We start from the raw sequence: 13,770 nt of genomic DNA, 5'->3' as shown, positions 1-13,770 counted from the left end.
CCTTCGGCGTTTTCCGGGGACGGGAGCGGGCGGCGCGGGGGACAATTGGGCCAAACCAGTCATTGACCGGAGGTTCCCATGGCGCACTTCCCGGTGAACCACCCCGCACGGCCGCTCTACCGGGTGCTGTCCGGGCTCATCGGCCTCTACATCCTGGTCTTCGGCGTCTGGGGGGTCTTCGAGACCTGGGGCGACAGCCTGTTCAGCCGGGAAAGCACCACCGCACTCGGCCTCCGCACCAACCTGGCGTTCGCCCTGGTCTCCGTGGTGTTCGGCGCCTTCCTGCTGATCGGCGCGTCCCGCCGCGGCAACCTCGGCCACTACATGAACCTGACCGCCGGAGCCGTCTTCCTGGTCACCGGCATCCTCATGATGGCCGTGCTCCAGACCTCGGCGAACTTCCTCAACTTCTCGATGTCCACCGTCCTCGTCTCGCTGGTGTTCGGACTGATCCTGCTGGCCACCGGCCTCTACGACAAGGTCGGCACCGACGAGCACGCCGCGGAGGAGCGCCGCCGCCGCGAGCACCCCATCGCCGAGGCCCACCGCTGAGCCCGGCTCAACCCCGCTTGCGGACGGTGATCAGGCCCGGCTTCGCCTCCAGGTGCGACAGGCCGTTCCAGGCCAGGTTCACCAGGTGCGCCGCCACGGTCTCCTTCCGCGGCTTGCGCACCTCCAACCACCAGCGCCCGATCAACGCCACCATGCCCACCAGCGCCTGCGAGTACAGCTCCGCCAGCTTCGGGTCGTAACCCCGGCTGGAGAACTCCGCGCCCAGGATGTGCTCCACCTGGTGCGCCACGTCGTTCATCACGCTGCTGAAGTTGCCCGTCGCCGACATCAGCGGCGACTCCCGGACCAGCACCCGGAACCCGCTGGTCTCCTCCTCGATGTACGTCAGCAGGGTCAACGCCGCCTGCTCCAGCAACTCCCGCGGATGCCCCGCCGTCAACGCCGTGGTGATCCGGTCCAGCAGCGAGCGGACCTCCCGGTCCACCACCACCGCGTAGAGCCCCTCCTTGCCGCCGAAGTGCTCGTAGACCACCGGCTTGGAGACCTTCGCCCGGGCCGCCACCTCCTCGATCGAGGTGGCGTCGAACCCTCGCTCGGCGAAGATCTGCCGGGCGATCGAGATCAACTGCTCGCGCCGCTGGGTCGCGGACATCCGTACCCGGGAAGGCTTCGCCGCCGCCGGGACGGCCCGCCGGCGGGCGGTGCTGGCGTCGCTGCCGGGAACGTCGGTCACCCGGCCCATCCTGCCAAACCCGCCCCGCGCCCATCGACCGGTTACCGCGCCGGCCGGCCGCGCACCCGCCCCGGCTCCACCAGCTTCGCCGTGATCCGCTCCGGTTTCGGCCACCGCACCGACCAGGCCGCCCCGGCCTTCTCCAACAGCCAGATCACCCGCGCCGACGGGTCGACCTGCCCCCGCAGCACCCCGTGCCGCGCGCTGGTCGGCTCGGCGTGGTGCAGGTTGTGCCAGCTCTCCCCGAACGACAGCAACGCCAACGGCCAGAAGTTCGACGCCCGGTCGCCCTGCCGCACCGCGAACGGGCGCTCCCCGTAGACGTGACAGACCGAGTTGATCGACCAGGTGACGTGGTGCAGCAGCGCGATCCGGACCAGCCCACCCCAGAAGAACGCGGTCAGCGCGCCCCGCCACGACCCGGTGAGCAGCCCGCCCATCGCCGCCGGCCCGAGCACCGAGACCACCACCAGCAGCGGGAAGAGCCGGTCGACGCGGCGGGTGATCGGATCGGCCAGCAGGTCCGGGGCGAACCGCTCCCGGTTCGACAGCTCCCGGTTGAACAGCCAGCCGACGTGCGCGTGGAACAGCCCCTTGGTCAGCCCACCGATGCTCTCCCCGAACCGCCACGGCGAGTGGGGGTCGCCCTCCTGGTCCGAGAAGGCGTGGTGCCGCCGGTGATCGGCCACCCACTGGATGATCTCGCCCTGCACGGCGAACGAACCGGCCACCGCCAGGGCGGCCCGCAGCCAGGGCTTCGCCTTGAACGAGCCGTGGGTGAAGTAGCGGTGGTAGCCGACGGTGATGCCGAGGCCGGACAGCACGTACCAGAACCCGGCCACCAGCACGTCGGTCCAGCCCAGCCAGCCGCCCCAGGCCACCGGCACGGCGGCCAGCAGGGCCAGGAACGGGACGACCACGAAGGCCCAGAGAGCGATCAGGATGCCCGGGGACTGGTGGCCCTGGGTCAGTGGCTTCGGCCCGCTGTCCGGGCCGGTCAGGGTGGTTGACATGGCACCTCCCAGTGGTACGGGCTACGCCTACGTCACCGTAACCAGGAGCGTGCTAGATCGCAGCGGACACGTCGCTCCGTCGATGGACGGAGCTGTCGTACGCCCGTCCTAACCTGCGTACGTGACCGACCGTGAGACTCCCGCCACCGCCCCTCGCCCCTACCGGGGACGCAAGCCGGAGCTGTACGCGAAGGCCCTCCTGCTGCGGCGTGAGGGCTGCCCGGTCGGCGAGATCGCGGAGCGGTTGCGGGTGTCGAAGTCGACCGCCTACCTCTGGACCCGGCACCTGCCGCTCGATCCGGAGCTGGTGCTGCGGCGACGCCGAGCGGGTCAGCGGGCCCGCGCCGACGCCCAGTGGAGCGCGCACCGGGCGGCCCGCGACGCGGCCCGGGCCGACACTGTCGCGGCGGCCGCCGGCTGGGTGCGTCAGCTGCGCTACCGGGAGCTGGTGCTGATCGGCGCGGCGATCTACTGGTGCGAGGGTGGCAAGGCCAAGCCCTGGCGTCCGCACGACTGCCGAATCAAGTTCGTCAACAGCGATCCGATGCTGGTGACGCTCTTCCTGCGCTTCCTCGACGCGCTCGGCGTGCCGCCGGCCGACCGGCGCTACCGGGTGAGCATCCACGAGACCGCCGACGCGCCGGCGGCGGTGCGCTGGTGGGCAAAGCTGGTCGGCGTGCCACCCGAGCGGTTCCAGCGCACCACGCTGAAGCGGCACCAGCCGCTCACCACCCGCAAGAACGTCGGCACCGACTACCGCGGTTGCCTGACGGTCCACGTCGTCGGGGCGAGCCGGGTCTACTGGAAGATCGAGGGGATCATGAAGGGAATGACCGATGAGGATCCACCTCGCGACCGGTAAGGTGTAGGCAGCCGCCGAGCGGGCTCCCTTTTGCCCGTTTTCGCCCGTCCCGGGTCGTCTAATGGCAGGACGTCAGGTTTTGGTCCTGATTATAGGGGTTCGAATCCTCTCCCGGGAGCTTCTGCTGTTTGCGTCCGGTCGCGTGGTTAGCATGGCCGCGAGACTGTCGCCGTCCCGACGGGAGCCACGTCGTGCCCCAGCCCCGCCTCCGCACCGTTGTCGTGCTCGCCGCCGGTGAGGGCAAGCGGATGAAGTCGGCCCTGCCCAAGGTGCTGCACCCGCTGCTCGGTCGTACTTTGCTCGGTCACGTGCTGGCCGCGGCCGCGCCGCTGGGCGCGGACCGCACGGTGGTCGTGGTCGGCCACGGCGCCGACCAGGTGCGCGCGCACCTGGCCGAGACCGCCCCGGCGGCCACCCCGGTGCTCCAGGAGCGGCAGCTCGGCACCGGGCACGCGGTCCGGATCGCGCTGGACGCGGTCCCGGAGGCTGCGGGCACCGTCGTGGTGATCAACGGAGACGTGCCGCTGCTGCGGCCGGAGACGGTGGCGGCCCTGGTCGAGGCGCACGAGGGCGCCGGCGCGGCGGCGACCGTGCTGGCCGCCGAGGTGCCCGACCCGACCGGGCTGGGCCGGATCGTGCGGGACGCCGAGGGGCAGCTCGCGCAGATCGTCGAGGAGCGCGACGCCACCGCCGAGCAGCGCGCGCTGCGGGAGATCAACGCGGGCATCTACGCGTTCGACGTGGCCCGGCTACGGGACGCGCTGGGCAAGCTCTCCACCGACAACGACCAGGGCGAGGAGTACCTGACCGACGTCTTCGGCCTGCTCCGGGATGCGGGGGAGCCGGTGGCGGTGCACTGCGCGGCCGACCACGTGGAGACGCTGGGCTGCAACGACCGGGTCGAGCTGGCCGCGCTGCGCCGGCTGCTGCGGGACCGGGTGAACGAGGGCTGGATGCGCACCGGGGTGAGCATCCTGGACCCGCACACCACCTGGATCGATGTGACGGTGACCGTCGAGCGGGACGCGGTGATCGACCAGAACACCCAGCTGCAGGGCGCGACGGTGGTCGGCGCGGGCGCGCTGGTCGGCCCGGACACCACGCTGGTGGACACCACGGTCGGCGCGGGCGCCAGCGTGGTCCGCAGCCACGCGGTGGGCGCTGAGGTGGGCCCGGAGGCCAGCGTGGGGCCGTACGCGTACCTGCGGCCGGAGTCGCGGCTGGGCCGCAAGGCGAAGGTCGGCACGTTCGTGGAGACGAAGAAGGCCGCGATCGGCGAGGGCTCGAAGGTGCCGCACCTGTCGTACGTGGGGGACGCGACGATCGGCGAGCACAGCAACATCGGCGCGGCGACGGTGTTCGTCAACTACGACGGGGTGAAGAAGCACCACACCACCATCGGCAGTCACGCGCGTACCGGGGCGGACAACATGTTCGTGGCGCCGGTGCGGGTGGGCGACGGGGCGTACACGGCGGCCGGCTCGGTGATCATCTCGGATGTGCCGGCGGGCGCCATGGCGGTGGCCCGGGGTCAGCAGCGCAACGTCGAGGGCTGGGTGCTGCGCAAGCGGTCCGGCACGGCGGCCGCGGAGGCGGCGCAGCGGGCCCGCGAGGGTGCGTCGGAGTCTGCCGGAGCCGCAAGCGAAGGTGACTGAATCCACGGGGGGCCGGAGACCGTGGGAGGACCGGTGAACCCGGGGGATACTGCAACCGAATAGTCCCCGGCTCCACGCGGCCGGGAACCACCGACATACGGGAGCAGACGGGCCCATGGGCAGCATCGTCGCCGAAAACCGCAAGAGCCTGATGCTCTTCTCCGGACGGGGTTTTCCGGAGCTGGCCAAGGAGATCGGTGAGGTGCTCGGCGTCGCGCCGACGCCCTCCGACTCCTACGATTTCGCCAACGGCGAGATCTTCGTGCGCTTCAAGGACTCGGTACGCGGTTCGGACGCCTTCGTGGTGCAGTCCGTGACGCACGGGGTCAACACCTGGGTCATGGAGACCCTGATCATGGTCGACGCGCTGAAGCGCGGTTCGGCCAAGCGGATCACGGTGGTCCTGCCGTTCTACCCCTACTCGCGGCAGGACAAGAAGCACCGCGGCCGGGAGCCGATCTCGGCCCGGCTGGTTGCCGACCTGCTGAAGACCGCGGGCGCGAACCGGATCCTGACCGTGGACCTGCACACGGCGCAGATCCAGGGCTTCTTCGACGGCCCGGTGGACCACCTGTTTGCCATGGACGTGCTGGCCGAGTACGTGGAGCACAAGTACGCGGGCCGGCCGATGACGGTGGTGGCGCCGGACTCGGGCCGGGTGCGGGTGGCGGAGCGGTGGACGGACCGGCTGGGTGGCTGCCCGCTGGCCTTCATCCACAAGACCCGGGATCCGCTGAAGCCGAACCAGGTGGTGGCGAACCGGGTGGTCGGTGAGGTCGAGGGCCGGGTCTGCCTGATCGTCGACGACATGATCGACACCGGTGGCACGATCACCAAGGCCGCCGACATCCTGAAGGAGTCGGGCGCGGCGGAGATCGTGGTGGCCTCCACCCACGCGCTGCTGTCCGATCCGGCGACCGAGCGGCTGAAGAACAGCCCGATCAGCGAGGTCGTGGTGACCAACACGCTGCCGCTGCCGCCGGAGAAGCAGCTCGACAAGCTCACCGTGCTCTCGATCGCCCCGCTGCTGGCCCGGGCGATCCGGGAGGTCTTCGACGACGGCTCGGTGACCACCCTGTTCGGTGGCCTGAGCTGAGTTCCGGCTCCTGCCGGCGGCGGCCGTCCGGGACGGTCGCCGCCGGTCGGAAAACCGGCCTGCGAGGTGTGGTCGGCGGTGATATGGGGACTGCCGGATGGCGCGGAAATCGCTCGGGTAGACTGGTGCGGTTGCCACGGCGAGGGTGCCCGGCGGGCCGCTGAAAAGCACCGCACGGAGGCGCCGTCATCGACGCGGTGCTCCGGGCGGTCGTTCATGACCTTGAGCCCCAGCGAGCCCCTCGCCCAGCACCGCAAGACGACAAGCCGCCGCAGCGAAAGCATCAGGAGTTTCCCCGTGTCCGAGGTAAAGATCAGCGCCGAGCCCCGTACCGAGTTCGGCAAGGGTGGTGCCCGTCGTACCCGCCGGGCCGGCAAGGTGCCCGCCGTGCTGTACGGCCACGGCGAGAAGCCCAAGCACATCGCGCTCCCGGCGCGTGAGTTCGCCGCGGCGATCCGCAAGGGCGGTGCGAACCAGCTCTTCGCGATCGAGGTCAGCGACGGCACCCAGGTGCTGGCGCTGCCGAAGGCGATCCAGCGTGACCCGATCAAGGACACCTTCGAGCACGTGGACCTGCTGCTGGTCCGCCGGGGCGAGAAGGTCACCGTCGAGGTCCCGGTCGAGCTGACCGGTGAGGCCGCGAAGGACACCCTGATCGTGCACGACCACGACACCCTCTCGGTGACCGCCGACGCCACCAAGGTGCCGGACCACCTGGAGGCGTCGATCGAGGGCGCCGAGCCCGGCACCCAGATCACCGCCGCCGACGTGGCGCTGCCGGCCGGCGTCGAGCTGGCCGCGGACGCGGAGATGCCGGTCGCCACGGTGACCGCCGCCCCGACCGCCGAGCAGCTCGAGGCCACCCTCCCCGAGGTCGAGGTCGCCGAGGAGGAGGCCGAGGCCGAGGTCGGCGAGGAGACCGCCGAGGCTCCGGAGGGTGCTCCGGCCGAGGGCGAGCCGGCTGCCGAGGAGCCGAAGACCGAGGCCTGATCGGCCCGCAGGCTGTGCGACAGGCGTCCCCGGTTTCCCGGGGGCGCCTGTCGGCGTATGGGGGACGGGTCGTGGGGCGGAGCGGAAGGGACGTGGCGTGACGGACGAGGCGGGGCCGTGGCTGGTGGTCGGCCTGGGCAACCCCGGTCGGGAGTACGCGGGCAACCGGCACAACGTCGGCTTCATGGTGGCGGAGCTGCTGGCCGGCCGGGTGGGCGGTAGGTTCGGCCGGCACAAGCGGGCGGTGGCCGAGGTCGCCGAGGGGCGGCTGGGTTTCGGCGGCCCGAAGCTGGTGCTGGTGAAGCCGCTGACCTACATGAACCTCTCCGGCGGGCCGGTGGTCGGGCTGGCCCAGTTCCACAAGATCCCGCCGGAGCGGGTGATCGCGGTGCACGACGAGCTGGACATCCCGTACGGCCAGTTGCGGGTGAAGTGCGGCGGCGGCGAGGGCGGCCACAACGGGCTGCGGTCGATGTCGAAGTCGCTGGGCACCAAGGACTACGTGCGGGTGCGGTTCGGGATCGGCCGGCCGCCGGGCCGGCAGGACCCGGCGGACTACGTGCTGTCGGACTTCTCCGCCGCCGAGCGCAAGGAACTGGAGTTCCTGGTGGACCGGGCGGCGGACGTGGTGGAGTCGGTGGTCACCAAGGGTGTGGAGCCGACGCAGAACCTGTACCACGGCGCCTGAGGCGCCAGGCGGGGTCCGGGCCGGTAGTCTGCGCCTCTCTGACGTGCGCAGGCGGGCGACGGGAGCGGGAACACCATGGGCAGTCCTCCGATGATCGACGGCGCGTTCGCCCGGTGGCTGGCGGCGCGGGCCGGGCAGGCGCTGATGGGCCTGCGCGCGGAGCTGGGCTTCGCCGACGCGGGGGCGCTGAAGTCGGCCGGGGACAAGGTCTCGCACGACCTGATCCGCACCGAGCTGGCGAAGTGGCGGCCGGCGGATGCGGTGCTGTCGGAGGAGGACGAGGGTTCCCGGCTGGCCTGGACGGCCGAGGTGAGCAGCGACGCGGTGTCCCGGCTGAACGCGGACCGGGTGTGGATCATCGATCCGCTGGACGGCACCCGTGAGTTCGCCGAGGAGGGCCGCTCGGACTGGGCGGTGCACGTGGCGCTCTGGGCGCGCAGCGCGCCGACGCCGCACGGTCTGGTCGCGGGCGCGGTGGGGCTGCCGGCGCAGCACCGGGTGCTGGGCACGGACTACCCGCCGGCGTACCCGCCGATGACCCTGGAGGCCGCCACGGCGGGCGGCGCCAGGACCATCCGGTTGGCGGCCAGTCGTAGCCGTCCGCCGGTTTTCCTGTCCGATCTGGCAGAGGACATCGGCGCGCATCTCGTTCCGATGGGCTCGGCGGGCGCGAAGATCGCCGCTGTGGTCACCGGCGAGGTCGACGCGTACATCCACGCGGGCGGTCAGTACGAGTGGGACTCGGCCGCTCCGGTCGCTGTGGCGACGGCCACCGGACTGCACGCTTCCCGGATCGACGGATCTGCGCTGAAATACAACGAGGCCGACCCACGCCTGCCCGACCTGCTGGTCTGCCGCAAGGATCTCGCCAGCCGGTTGCTTGCAGCGCTGCAGCGGCATTCCGGGTAGCCTGAGCGTTCTTCTTCACGAGTCCGACCGGAAAGGTCTGGAATCCCGATGTGCGGATCCGAGCGAATCGAGTTCGTGTCATGACGGCCCCCGCGGCGTACCAGGTGTCCCACCTGGACGCGCTCGAGGCGGAGAGCATCTTCGTGATGCGCGAGGTCGTCGCCGAGATGGAGCGCCCCGTGCTGCTCTTCTCCGGCGGCAAGGACTCGATCGTGATGCTCCGGTTGGCCCAGAAGGCGTTCGCCCCGGCCAACATCCCCTTCCCGGTGATGCACGTCGACACCGGGCACAACTTCCCCGAGGTTCTCGAATACCGGGACCAGCGCGTCGCCGAGCTGGGTCTGCAGCTCATCGTGGCCAGCGTGCCGGAGGCCCTGGCCAAGGGGCTGGTGCGCGAGTCGGCCGACGGCATGCGCAACCGGATCCAGACCCCGGTGCTGCTCGACGCGGTGGAGAAGCACCGCTTCGACGCGCTGTTCGGCGGCGCCCGCCGGGACGAGGAGAAGGCCCGGGCCAAGGAGCGGGTGTTCAGCTTCCGCGACGAGTTCGGCCAGTGGGACCCGAAGAACCAGCGCCCCGAGCTGTGGGCGCTCTACAACGGCCGGCACCACCCGGGCGAGTCGATCCGGGTGTTCCCGCTCTCCAACTGGACCGAGCTGGACGTCTGGCACTACATCGCGCGGGAGCGGATCCCGCTGCCGTCGATCTACTACGCGCACGAGCGCGAGGTGATCGAGCGCGACGGCATGCTCTACGCGGTCAACGAGTTCTTCCGGGGCCGCGCCGGTGAGCAGCCGTTCAAGGCCCAGGTGCGGTACCGGACCGTGGGCGACGCCTCCTGCACCGCGGCGGTCCGCTCGGACGCCGACACGGTGGAGAAGGTGATCGAGGAGGTGGCCGCCACGCGGATCACCGAGCGCGGCGCGACCCGCGGCGACGACCGGGTCAGCGAGGCCGCCATGGAGGACCGCAAGCGGGAGGGCTACTTCTGATGAGCGTCGAGACTGTTGCGCCGGCCGAGGCCGACGCGTCGGCCCGGCCGATGGACCTGCTGCGGTTCGCCACCGCGGGCAGCGTCGACGACGGCAAGTCGACCCTGATCGGTCGGCTGCTGTACGACACCAAGTCGCTCTTCACCGACCAGCTCGCCGCCGTGGAGGCGGTCAGCGCGGCCCGGGGCGACGAGTACACCAACCTGGCGCTGCTCACCGACGGCCTGCGCGCCGAGCGGGAGCAGGGCATCACCATCGACGTGGCGTACCGCTACTTCGCCACGCCGCGGCGGAAGTTCATCATCGCCGACACCCCGGGGCACATCCAGTACACCCGGAACATGGTCACCGGCGCCTCCACCGCCGACCTGGCGCTGATCCTGGTGGACGCGCGCAAGGGCCTGGTGGAGCAGTCCCGGCGGCACGCTTTCCTCTGCTCGCTGCTGCGGGTGCCGCACCTGGTCCTCTGCGTGAACAAGATGGACCTGGTCGACTGGTCGCAGGAGGTGTTCGAGCAGATCGCCGACGAGTTCACCGCGTTCGCCGCGAAGCTCGACGTGCCGGACCTGACCGTGGTGCCGATCTCGGCGCTGCAGGGCGACAACATCGTCACCCGCTCGGACAACATGCCGTGGTACGAGGGCCCGTCGCTGCTGCACCACCTGGAGCGGGTGCACATCGCCTCGGACCGCAACCTGGTCGACGTCCGCTTCCCGGTGCAGTACGTGATCCGGCCGCAGTCCACCACCGTCACCGACTACCGGGGCTACGCGGGCCAGGTGGCCTCGGGCGTGCTCAAGGCCGGCGACGAGGTGATGGTGCTGCCGTCGGGCTTCACCAGCCGGATCGCCGCGGTGGAGACCGCCGACGGCCCGGTGGACGAGGCGTTCCCGCCGATGTCGGTGACCGTCCGGCTGGCCGACGAGATCGACATCTCGCGCGGCGACATGATCTGCCGGCCGAACAACGCCCCGACCGTCGCGCAGGACATCGAGGCGATGATCTGCTGGATGGACGAGACCCGCCCCCTCCAGGTCGGCGGCAAGTACGCCATCAAGCACACCACCCGCTCGGCCCGGGCGATCGTGCGCGGCCTGCACTACCGGCTGGACATCAACTCGCTGCACCGCGACGAGACGGCCGGCGAGCTGAAGCTCAACGAGATCGGCCGGGTGCGGCTGCGCACCACGGTGCCGCTGCTGGCGGACGAGTACCGCCGCAACCGCACCACCGGCGGCTTCGTCATCATCGACGAGAGCACCAACCGCACCGTCGGCGCCGGCATGATCGTCGAGGCCGGCTGACCCAACCCGCACGTCGCGAAGGGCCCCTCGTCAGCAGGACGAGGGGCCCTTCGTCGCACTCAGTCGAGGCGGGCCACGCCGCCGGCGGGAAGGACGGTGCGGGTGCCCGGCGCGGCGAAGCCGCGGTCGGCGTACGCGGCTGCCACGGCGGCCGCCACGGCGTCGGCGGCGTCCGCGTCGACCAGCGCGAGCACACAGCCGCCGAACCCGCCGCCGGTCATCCGTGCCCCGTACGCCCCGGCGGCCAGCGCCGCCTCGACCGCGGTGTCGATCTCCGGCACGGTGATCTCGAAGTCGTCCCGCATCGAGGCGTGCGAGGCGGTCAGCAGCGGGCCGATGTCGCGGGCCCGGCCGGCGCGCAGCAGCTCGACCGTGTCGAGCACCCGCTGGTCCTCGGTGACCACGTGCCGGACCCGGCGGCGGGTCTCGGCGTCGTCGAGGCGGGCCAGCGCGGCGTCCAGGTCGGCGGTGGCGACGTCGCGCAGCGCGGCCACCCCGAGCGCCTTGGCGGCCCGCTCACAGGACTTGCGGCGGGCGGCGTACTCGCCGTCGGCGTGCCGGTGCGGGGCGCGGCTGTCGACCACCAGCACGGCCAGCCCGGCGGCGTCGAGGTCGAACGGGATCTGCTCGACCGCCTCGGTGCGGCAGTCCAGGAAGAGCGCGTGACCGGACCGGCCGCGGATCACCGCGGACTGGTCCATGATCCCGGTTGGCGCGCCGACGTAGTCGTTCTCGGCGCGCTGGGCGAGCCGTGGCCAGCGGTCGGCGGGCAGGTCCAGCCCGCCCAGCTCGACCAGGGCGGCGAGCACCGCCGCCTCGATGGCCGCCGACGACGAGAGCCCGGAACCGACCGGCACGTCGGAGGCGATGGCCAGCCGGGCGCCGGGGACGGCGTGACCGGCGGCGCGCAGCGCCCAGACCACCCCGGCCACGTAGGCGGCCCAGCCGTCGACCCGGCCGGGCTCGTCGGCCTCGGCCGGCCCGAACTCCACCGGCTCGTCGTCCAGCTCGGACCAGACGGTCCAGCGCCCGTCGTCCCGGACCGCCGCGGCGACGACGGTACGCAGCGGCAGCGCGAAGGGCAGCACGAAGCCGTCGTTGTAGTCGGTGTGCTCGCCGATCAGGTTGACCCGGCCGGGCGCCGCCCAGCGGCCCGCGGGCTCCGCGCCGTACCGCTGCCGGAAGCCGGCGGTGGCGCGGGCCGCGACGTCGCCGGCGCCGCTCACCGGTTTCCCAGGATGTGCATGCGGTAGAACTCCCAGGCGTCGCCGACCATGTCCTCGAGGGTGGGCTTCTCCGGCACCCAGCCCAGCTCGGCGCGGGCCAGCGCCGAGGAGGCGACCAGCTCGGCCGGGTCGCCCTCGCGACGCGGCGCCACCTCGACCGGCACCGGGTGCCCGGTGACCTCGCGGACCACCTCGATCACCTGCCGGTTGGTGAAGCCGTTGCCGTTGCCCAGGTTGTAGATCCGGTGCCGGCCCGCCGTGGCGGCGTCGAGAGCCAGCAGGTGCGCGCGGGCCAGGTCCTGGACGTGGATGTAGTCGCGGACGCAGGTGCCGTCCACGGTGGGGTAGTCGTCGCCGAAGAGTTGGAGCTTGTCGCGCCGGCCGGCGGCCACGTCGAGGGCGAGCGGGATGAGGTGGGTCTCGGGGTCGTGCCGCTCGCCGATGGCCCGACCGTCGTGCCGGTAGGCCCCGGCCACGTTGAAGTAGCGCAGCGAGACGGCGGCCAGGTCGTGCGCGACCGCCTCGGAGGTCAGCGCCATGTCGACGGCCAGCTTGGTCGCCCCGTAGGTGTTGGTGGGGGCCTTGACGGCGGTTTCCGGGATGGGCAGCACGGTGGGGTTGCCGTAGACGGCGGCGGTGGAGGAGAAGACCAGCCGGGGCACTCGCGCGGCGCGGACCGCGTCGATCAGGGCGAGCGAGCCGACGGTGTTGGTCTGCCAGTAGAGTTCCGGCTTGACCATCGACTCGCCGGCGGCGATCAGGGCGGCGAAGTGCAGCACGCCGTCGAAGCCGGCCTCCGGGGTGAGCACCCGGGCGGCCTCGTGGATCGGCAGGTCGACGTGGGTCGCCTCGGGGGCGAGGGCCTCCCGGTGGCCGGTGCGCAGGTCGTCCAGGACGGTCACCTGGTGACCGTGGTCCAGCAGCATCCGGGTCACCACGCTGCCGATGTAGCCGGCGCCGCCGGTGACGAGCAGTTTCACGTCGGTCCTCCTGCCTGGCCGCGTGCCCCGGCGGCCGTCCGTGATCACCCTAAGGCCGCGGGCTGTGCCGTGGCTGCGAGTGAGGCCGTCCGCTATTCCATCACAATCCTTCATGATTGAACAGATCCGAACATCGCCCGAGCCGCCCGGCGTGCGCTGTCTACCATCCTTGTCATGCGGGAGGGAGCTGGTCCCGGGCCCCGGCGACGCTCGTCGGGGCGGCCCAGACGTGAACCAGGACCCGTGGCCCGGAGCGTGGCCCGGCTCGTCGTGCGGGCCGCCGACGGCGCCACCCGCCTGGTCACCGACCTGCTCGGGGCCAGTCCGACGGCCGGCCGGGAACGGATCAGCGAGGCCGAGCTGCGCGACCTGGTGGCGGCCAACACGCTGCTCGACGCGGACGAGCGGCGGATCATCGACGAGGTGCTGGTGGCCGGCGCGCGCCTGGTCCGCGAGGTGATGGTGCCCCGCACCGAGGTGGTCTTCCTCGCCACCGGGCTCACCCTGGCCGAGGCCGAGCGGCTGGTCCGGGCCGAGCCGCACACCCGCTACCCGGTGGTCGACGGCACCCACGACGACGTGGCCGGCTTCGTCCACCTGCGGGACGTGCTGCTGCGCCCGGATCGGGACCCGCGCGCCACGGTCGGCGAGCTGACCCGCGAGGTGAAGCGTCTCCCCGGCAGCAAACGGGTGCTGGCCGCGCTCACCGAGATGCGCCGGGAAGGCCACCACCTGGCCGTGGTGGTCGACGAGTACGGCGGCACCGCCGGCATCGTCACCTGCGAGGACCTGGTCGAGGAGCTGGTCGG

At 71.9% G+C, this 13,770-nt stretch carries 13 protein-coding genes, 1 tRNA gene and 1 pseudogene; 11 read left to right on the top strand and 4 right to left on the bottom strand.

What is annotated here, in order from left to right; genetic code table 11:
- Window positions 1-78: 78 nt before the first annotated feature.
- Window positions 79-552: a DUF4383 domain-containing protein gene (locus tag ACW0Q9_RS05665; RefSeq protein ID WP_456178870.1), complete on the top strand. Its 474-nt coding sequence runs from the start codon at window positions 79-81 to the stop codon at window positions 550-552.
- 7 nt (window positions 553-559) lie between these two features.
- Here ACW0Q9_RS05665 and ACW0Q9_RS05660 read toward each other — a convergent pair whose 3' ends face one another.
- On the bottom strand, window positions 560-1,246 hold the full coding sequence (locus tag ACW0Q9_RS05660) for a TetR family transcriptional regulator (RefSeq protein WP_456178869.1): 687 nt from the start codon (window positions 1,244-1,246) through the stop codon (window positions 560-562).
- A 41-nt stretch (window positions 1,247-1,287) separates the two neighbouring features.
- Complete coding sequence (locus ACW0Q9_RS05655; protein WP_456178868.1) at window positions 1,288-2,259, bottom strand: acyl-CoA desaturase; 972 nt, start codon at window positions 2,257-2,259, stop codon at window positions 1,288-1,290.
- Between the two features lie 121 nt (window positions 2,260-2,380).
- On the opposite strand from ACW0Q9_RS05655, the gene ACW0Q9_RS05650 reads away from it, so the two are divergent.
- The 9 genes and pseudogenes from ACW0Q9_RS05650 to ACW0Q9_RS05610 all read left to right on the top strand — a co-directional run bounded on the left by ACW0Q9_RS05650 (window position 2,381) and on the right by ACW0Q9_RS05610 (window position 10,755).
- Window positions 2,381-3,121, top strand: coding sequence for a resolvase (locus ACW0Q9_RS05650; RefSeq protein ID WP_456178867.1), 741 nt, complete (start codon window positions 2,381-2,383; stop codon window positions 3,119-3,121).
- 47 nt (window positions 3,122-3,168) lie between these two features.
- A tRNA-Gln gene (locus ACW0Q9_RS05645) sits at window positions 3,169-3,239 on the top strand.
- 73 nt (window positions 3,240-3,312) lie between these two features.
- A pseudogene (gene glmU / locus ACW0Q9_RS05640) lies at window positions 3,313-4,839 on the top strand (bifunctional UDP-N-acetylglucosamine diphosphorylase/glucosamine-1-phosphate N-acetyltransferase GlmU).
- A gap of 52 nt (window positions 4,840-4,891) precedes the next feature.
- Window positions 4,892-5,872 carry a ribose-phosphate diphosphokinase gene (locus ACW0Q9_RS05635; RefSeq protein ID WP_091260632.1) on the top strand — a complete coding sequence of 327 codons (981 nt, stop codon included), beginning with the start codon at window positions 4,892-4,894 and terminating at the stop codon, window positions 5,870-5,872.
- Between the two features lie 297 nt (window positions 5,873-6,169).
- On the top strand, window positions 6,170-6,862 hold the full coding sequence (locus ACW0Q9_RS05630; protein ID WP_456178866.1) for a 50S ribosomal protein L25/general stress protein Ctc: 693 nt from the start codon (window positions 6,170-6,172) through the stop codon (window positions 6,860-6,862).
- A gap of 97 nt (window positions 6,863-6,959) precedes the next feature.
- Window positions 6,960-7,550 (top strand): aminoacyl-tRNA hydrolase, encoded by a 591-nt coding sequence (pth, locus tag ACW0Q9_RS05625; protein WP_456178865.1) that lies wholly within the window; start codon window positions 6,960-6,962, stop codon window positions 7,548-7,550.
- A gap of 75 nt (window positions 7,551-7,625) precedes the next feature.
- The gene (locus tag ACW0Q9_RS05620; RefSeq protein WP_357903452.1) at window positions 7,626-8,459 is read left to right on the top strand and encodes an inositol monophosphatase family protein; all 834 of its coding nucleotides are present in this window, start codon (window positions 7,626-7,628) and stop codon (window positions 8,457-8,459) included.
- Window positions 8,460-8,539: 80 nt separating this feature from the next.
- On the top strand, window positions 8,540-9,451 hold the full coding sequence (gene cysD, locus ACW0Q9_RS05615; protein WP_355663682.1) for a sulfate adenylyltransferase subunit CysD: 912 nt from the start codon (window positions 8,540-8,542) through the stop codon (window positions 9,449-9,451).
- Window positions 9,451-10,755 (top strand): sulfate adenylyltransferase subunit 1, encoded by a 1,305-nt coding sequence (locus ACW0Q9_RS05610; protein WP_456178864.1) that lies wholly within the window; start codon window positions 9,451-9,453, stop codon window positions 10,753-10,755. The genes cysD and ACW0Q9_RS05610 overlap by 1 nt, the downstream gene beginning before the upstream one ends.
- Window positions 10,756-10,814: 59 nt before the next feature.
- Here the strand turns inward: ACW0Q9_RS05610 and galK are convergent, their stop codons facing one another.
- Window positions 10,815-11,981, bottom strand: a complete 1,167-nt coding sequence (gene galK, locus ACW0Q9_RS05605) for a galactokinase (RefSeq protein ID WP_456178863.1) — start codon at window positions 11,979-11,981, stop codon at window positions 10,815-10,817.
- Window positions 11,978-12,961 (bottom strand): UDP-glucose 4-epimerase GalE, encoded by a 984-nt coding sequence (gene galE, locus ACW0Q9_RS05600; protein WP_456178862.1) that lies wholly within the window; start codon window positions 12,959-12,961, stop codon window positions 11,978-11,980. The genes galK and galE overlap by 4 nt, the downstream gene beginning before the upstream one ends.
- Before the next feature lie 174 nt (window positions 12,962-13,135).
- On the opposite strand from galE, the gene ACW0Q9_RS05595 reads away from it, so the two are divergent.
- Window positions 13,136-13,770, top strand: a 635-nt coding sequence (locus tag ACW0Q9_RS05595; protein ID WP_456178861.1) for a CBS domain-containing protein, incomplete at its 3' end; no start/stop codon positions are given.

This window comes from Micromonospora sp. I033, from assembly GCF_053890995.1.
This window is presented reverse-complemented; position numbering and strand designations above follow the sequence as displayed.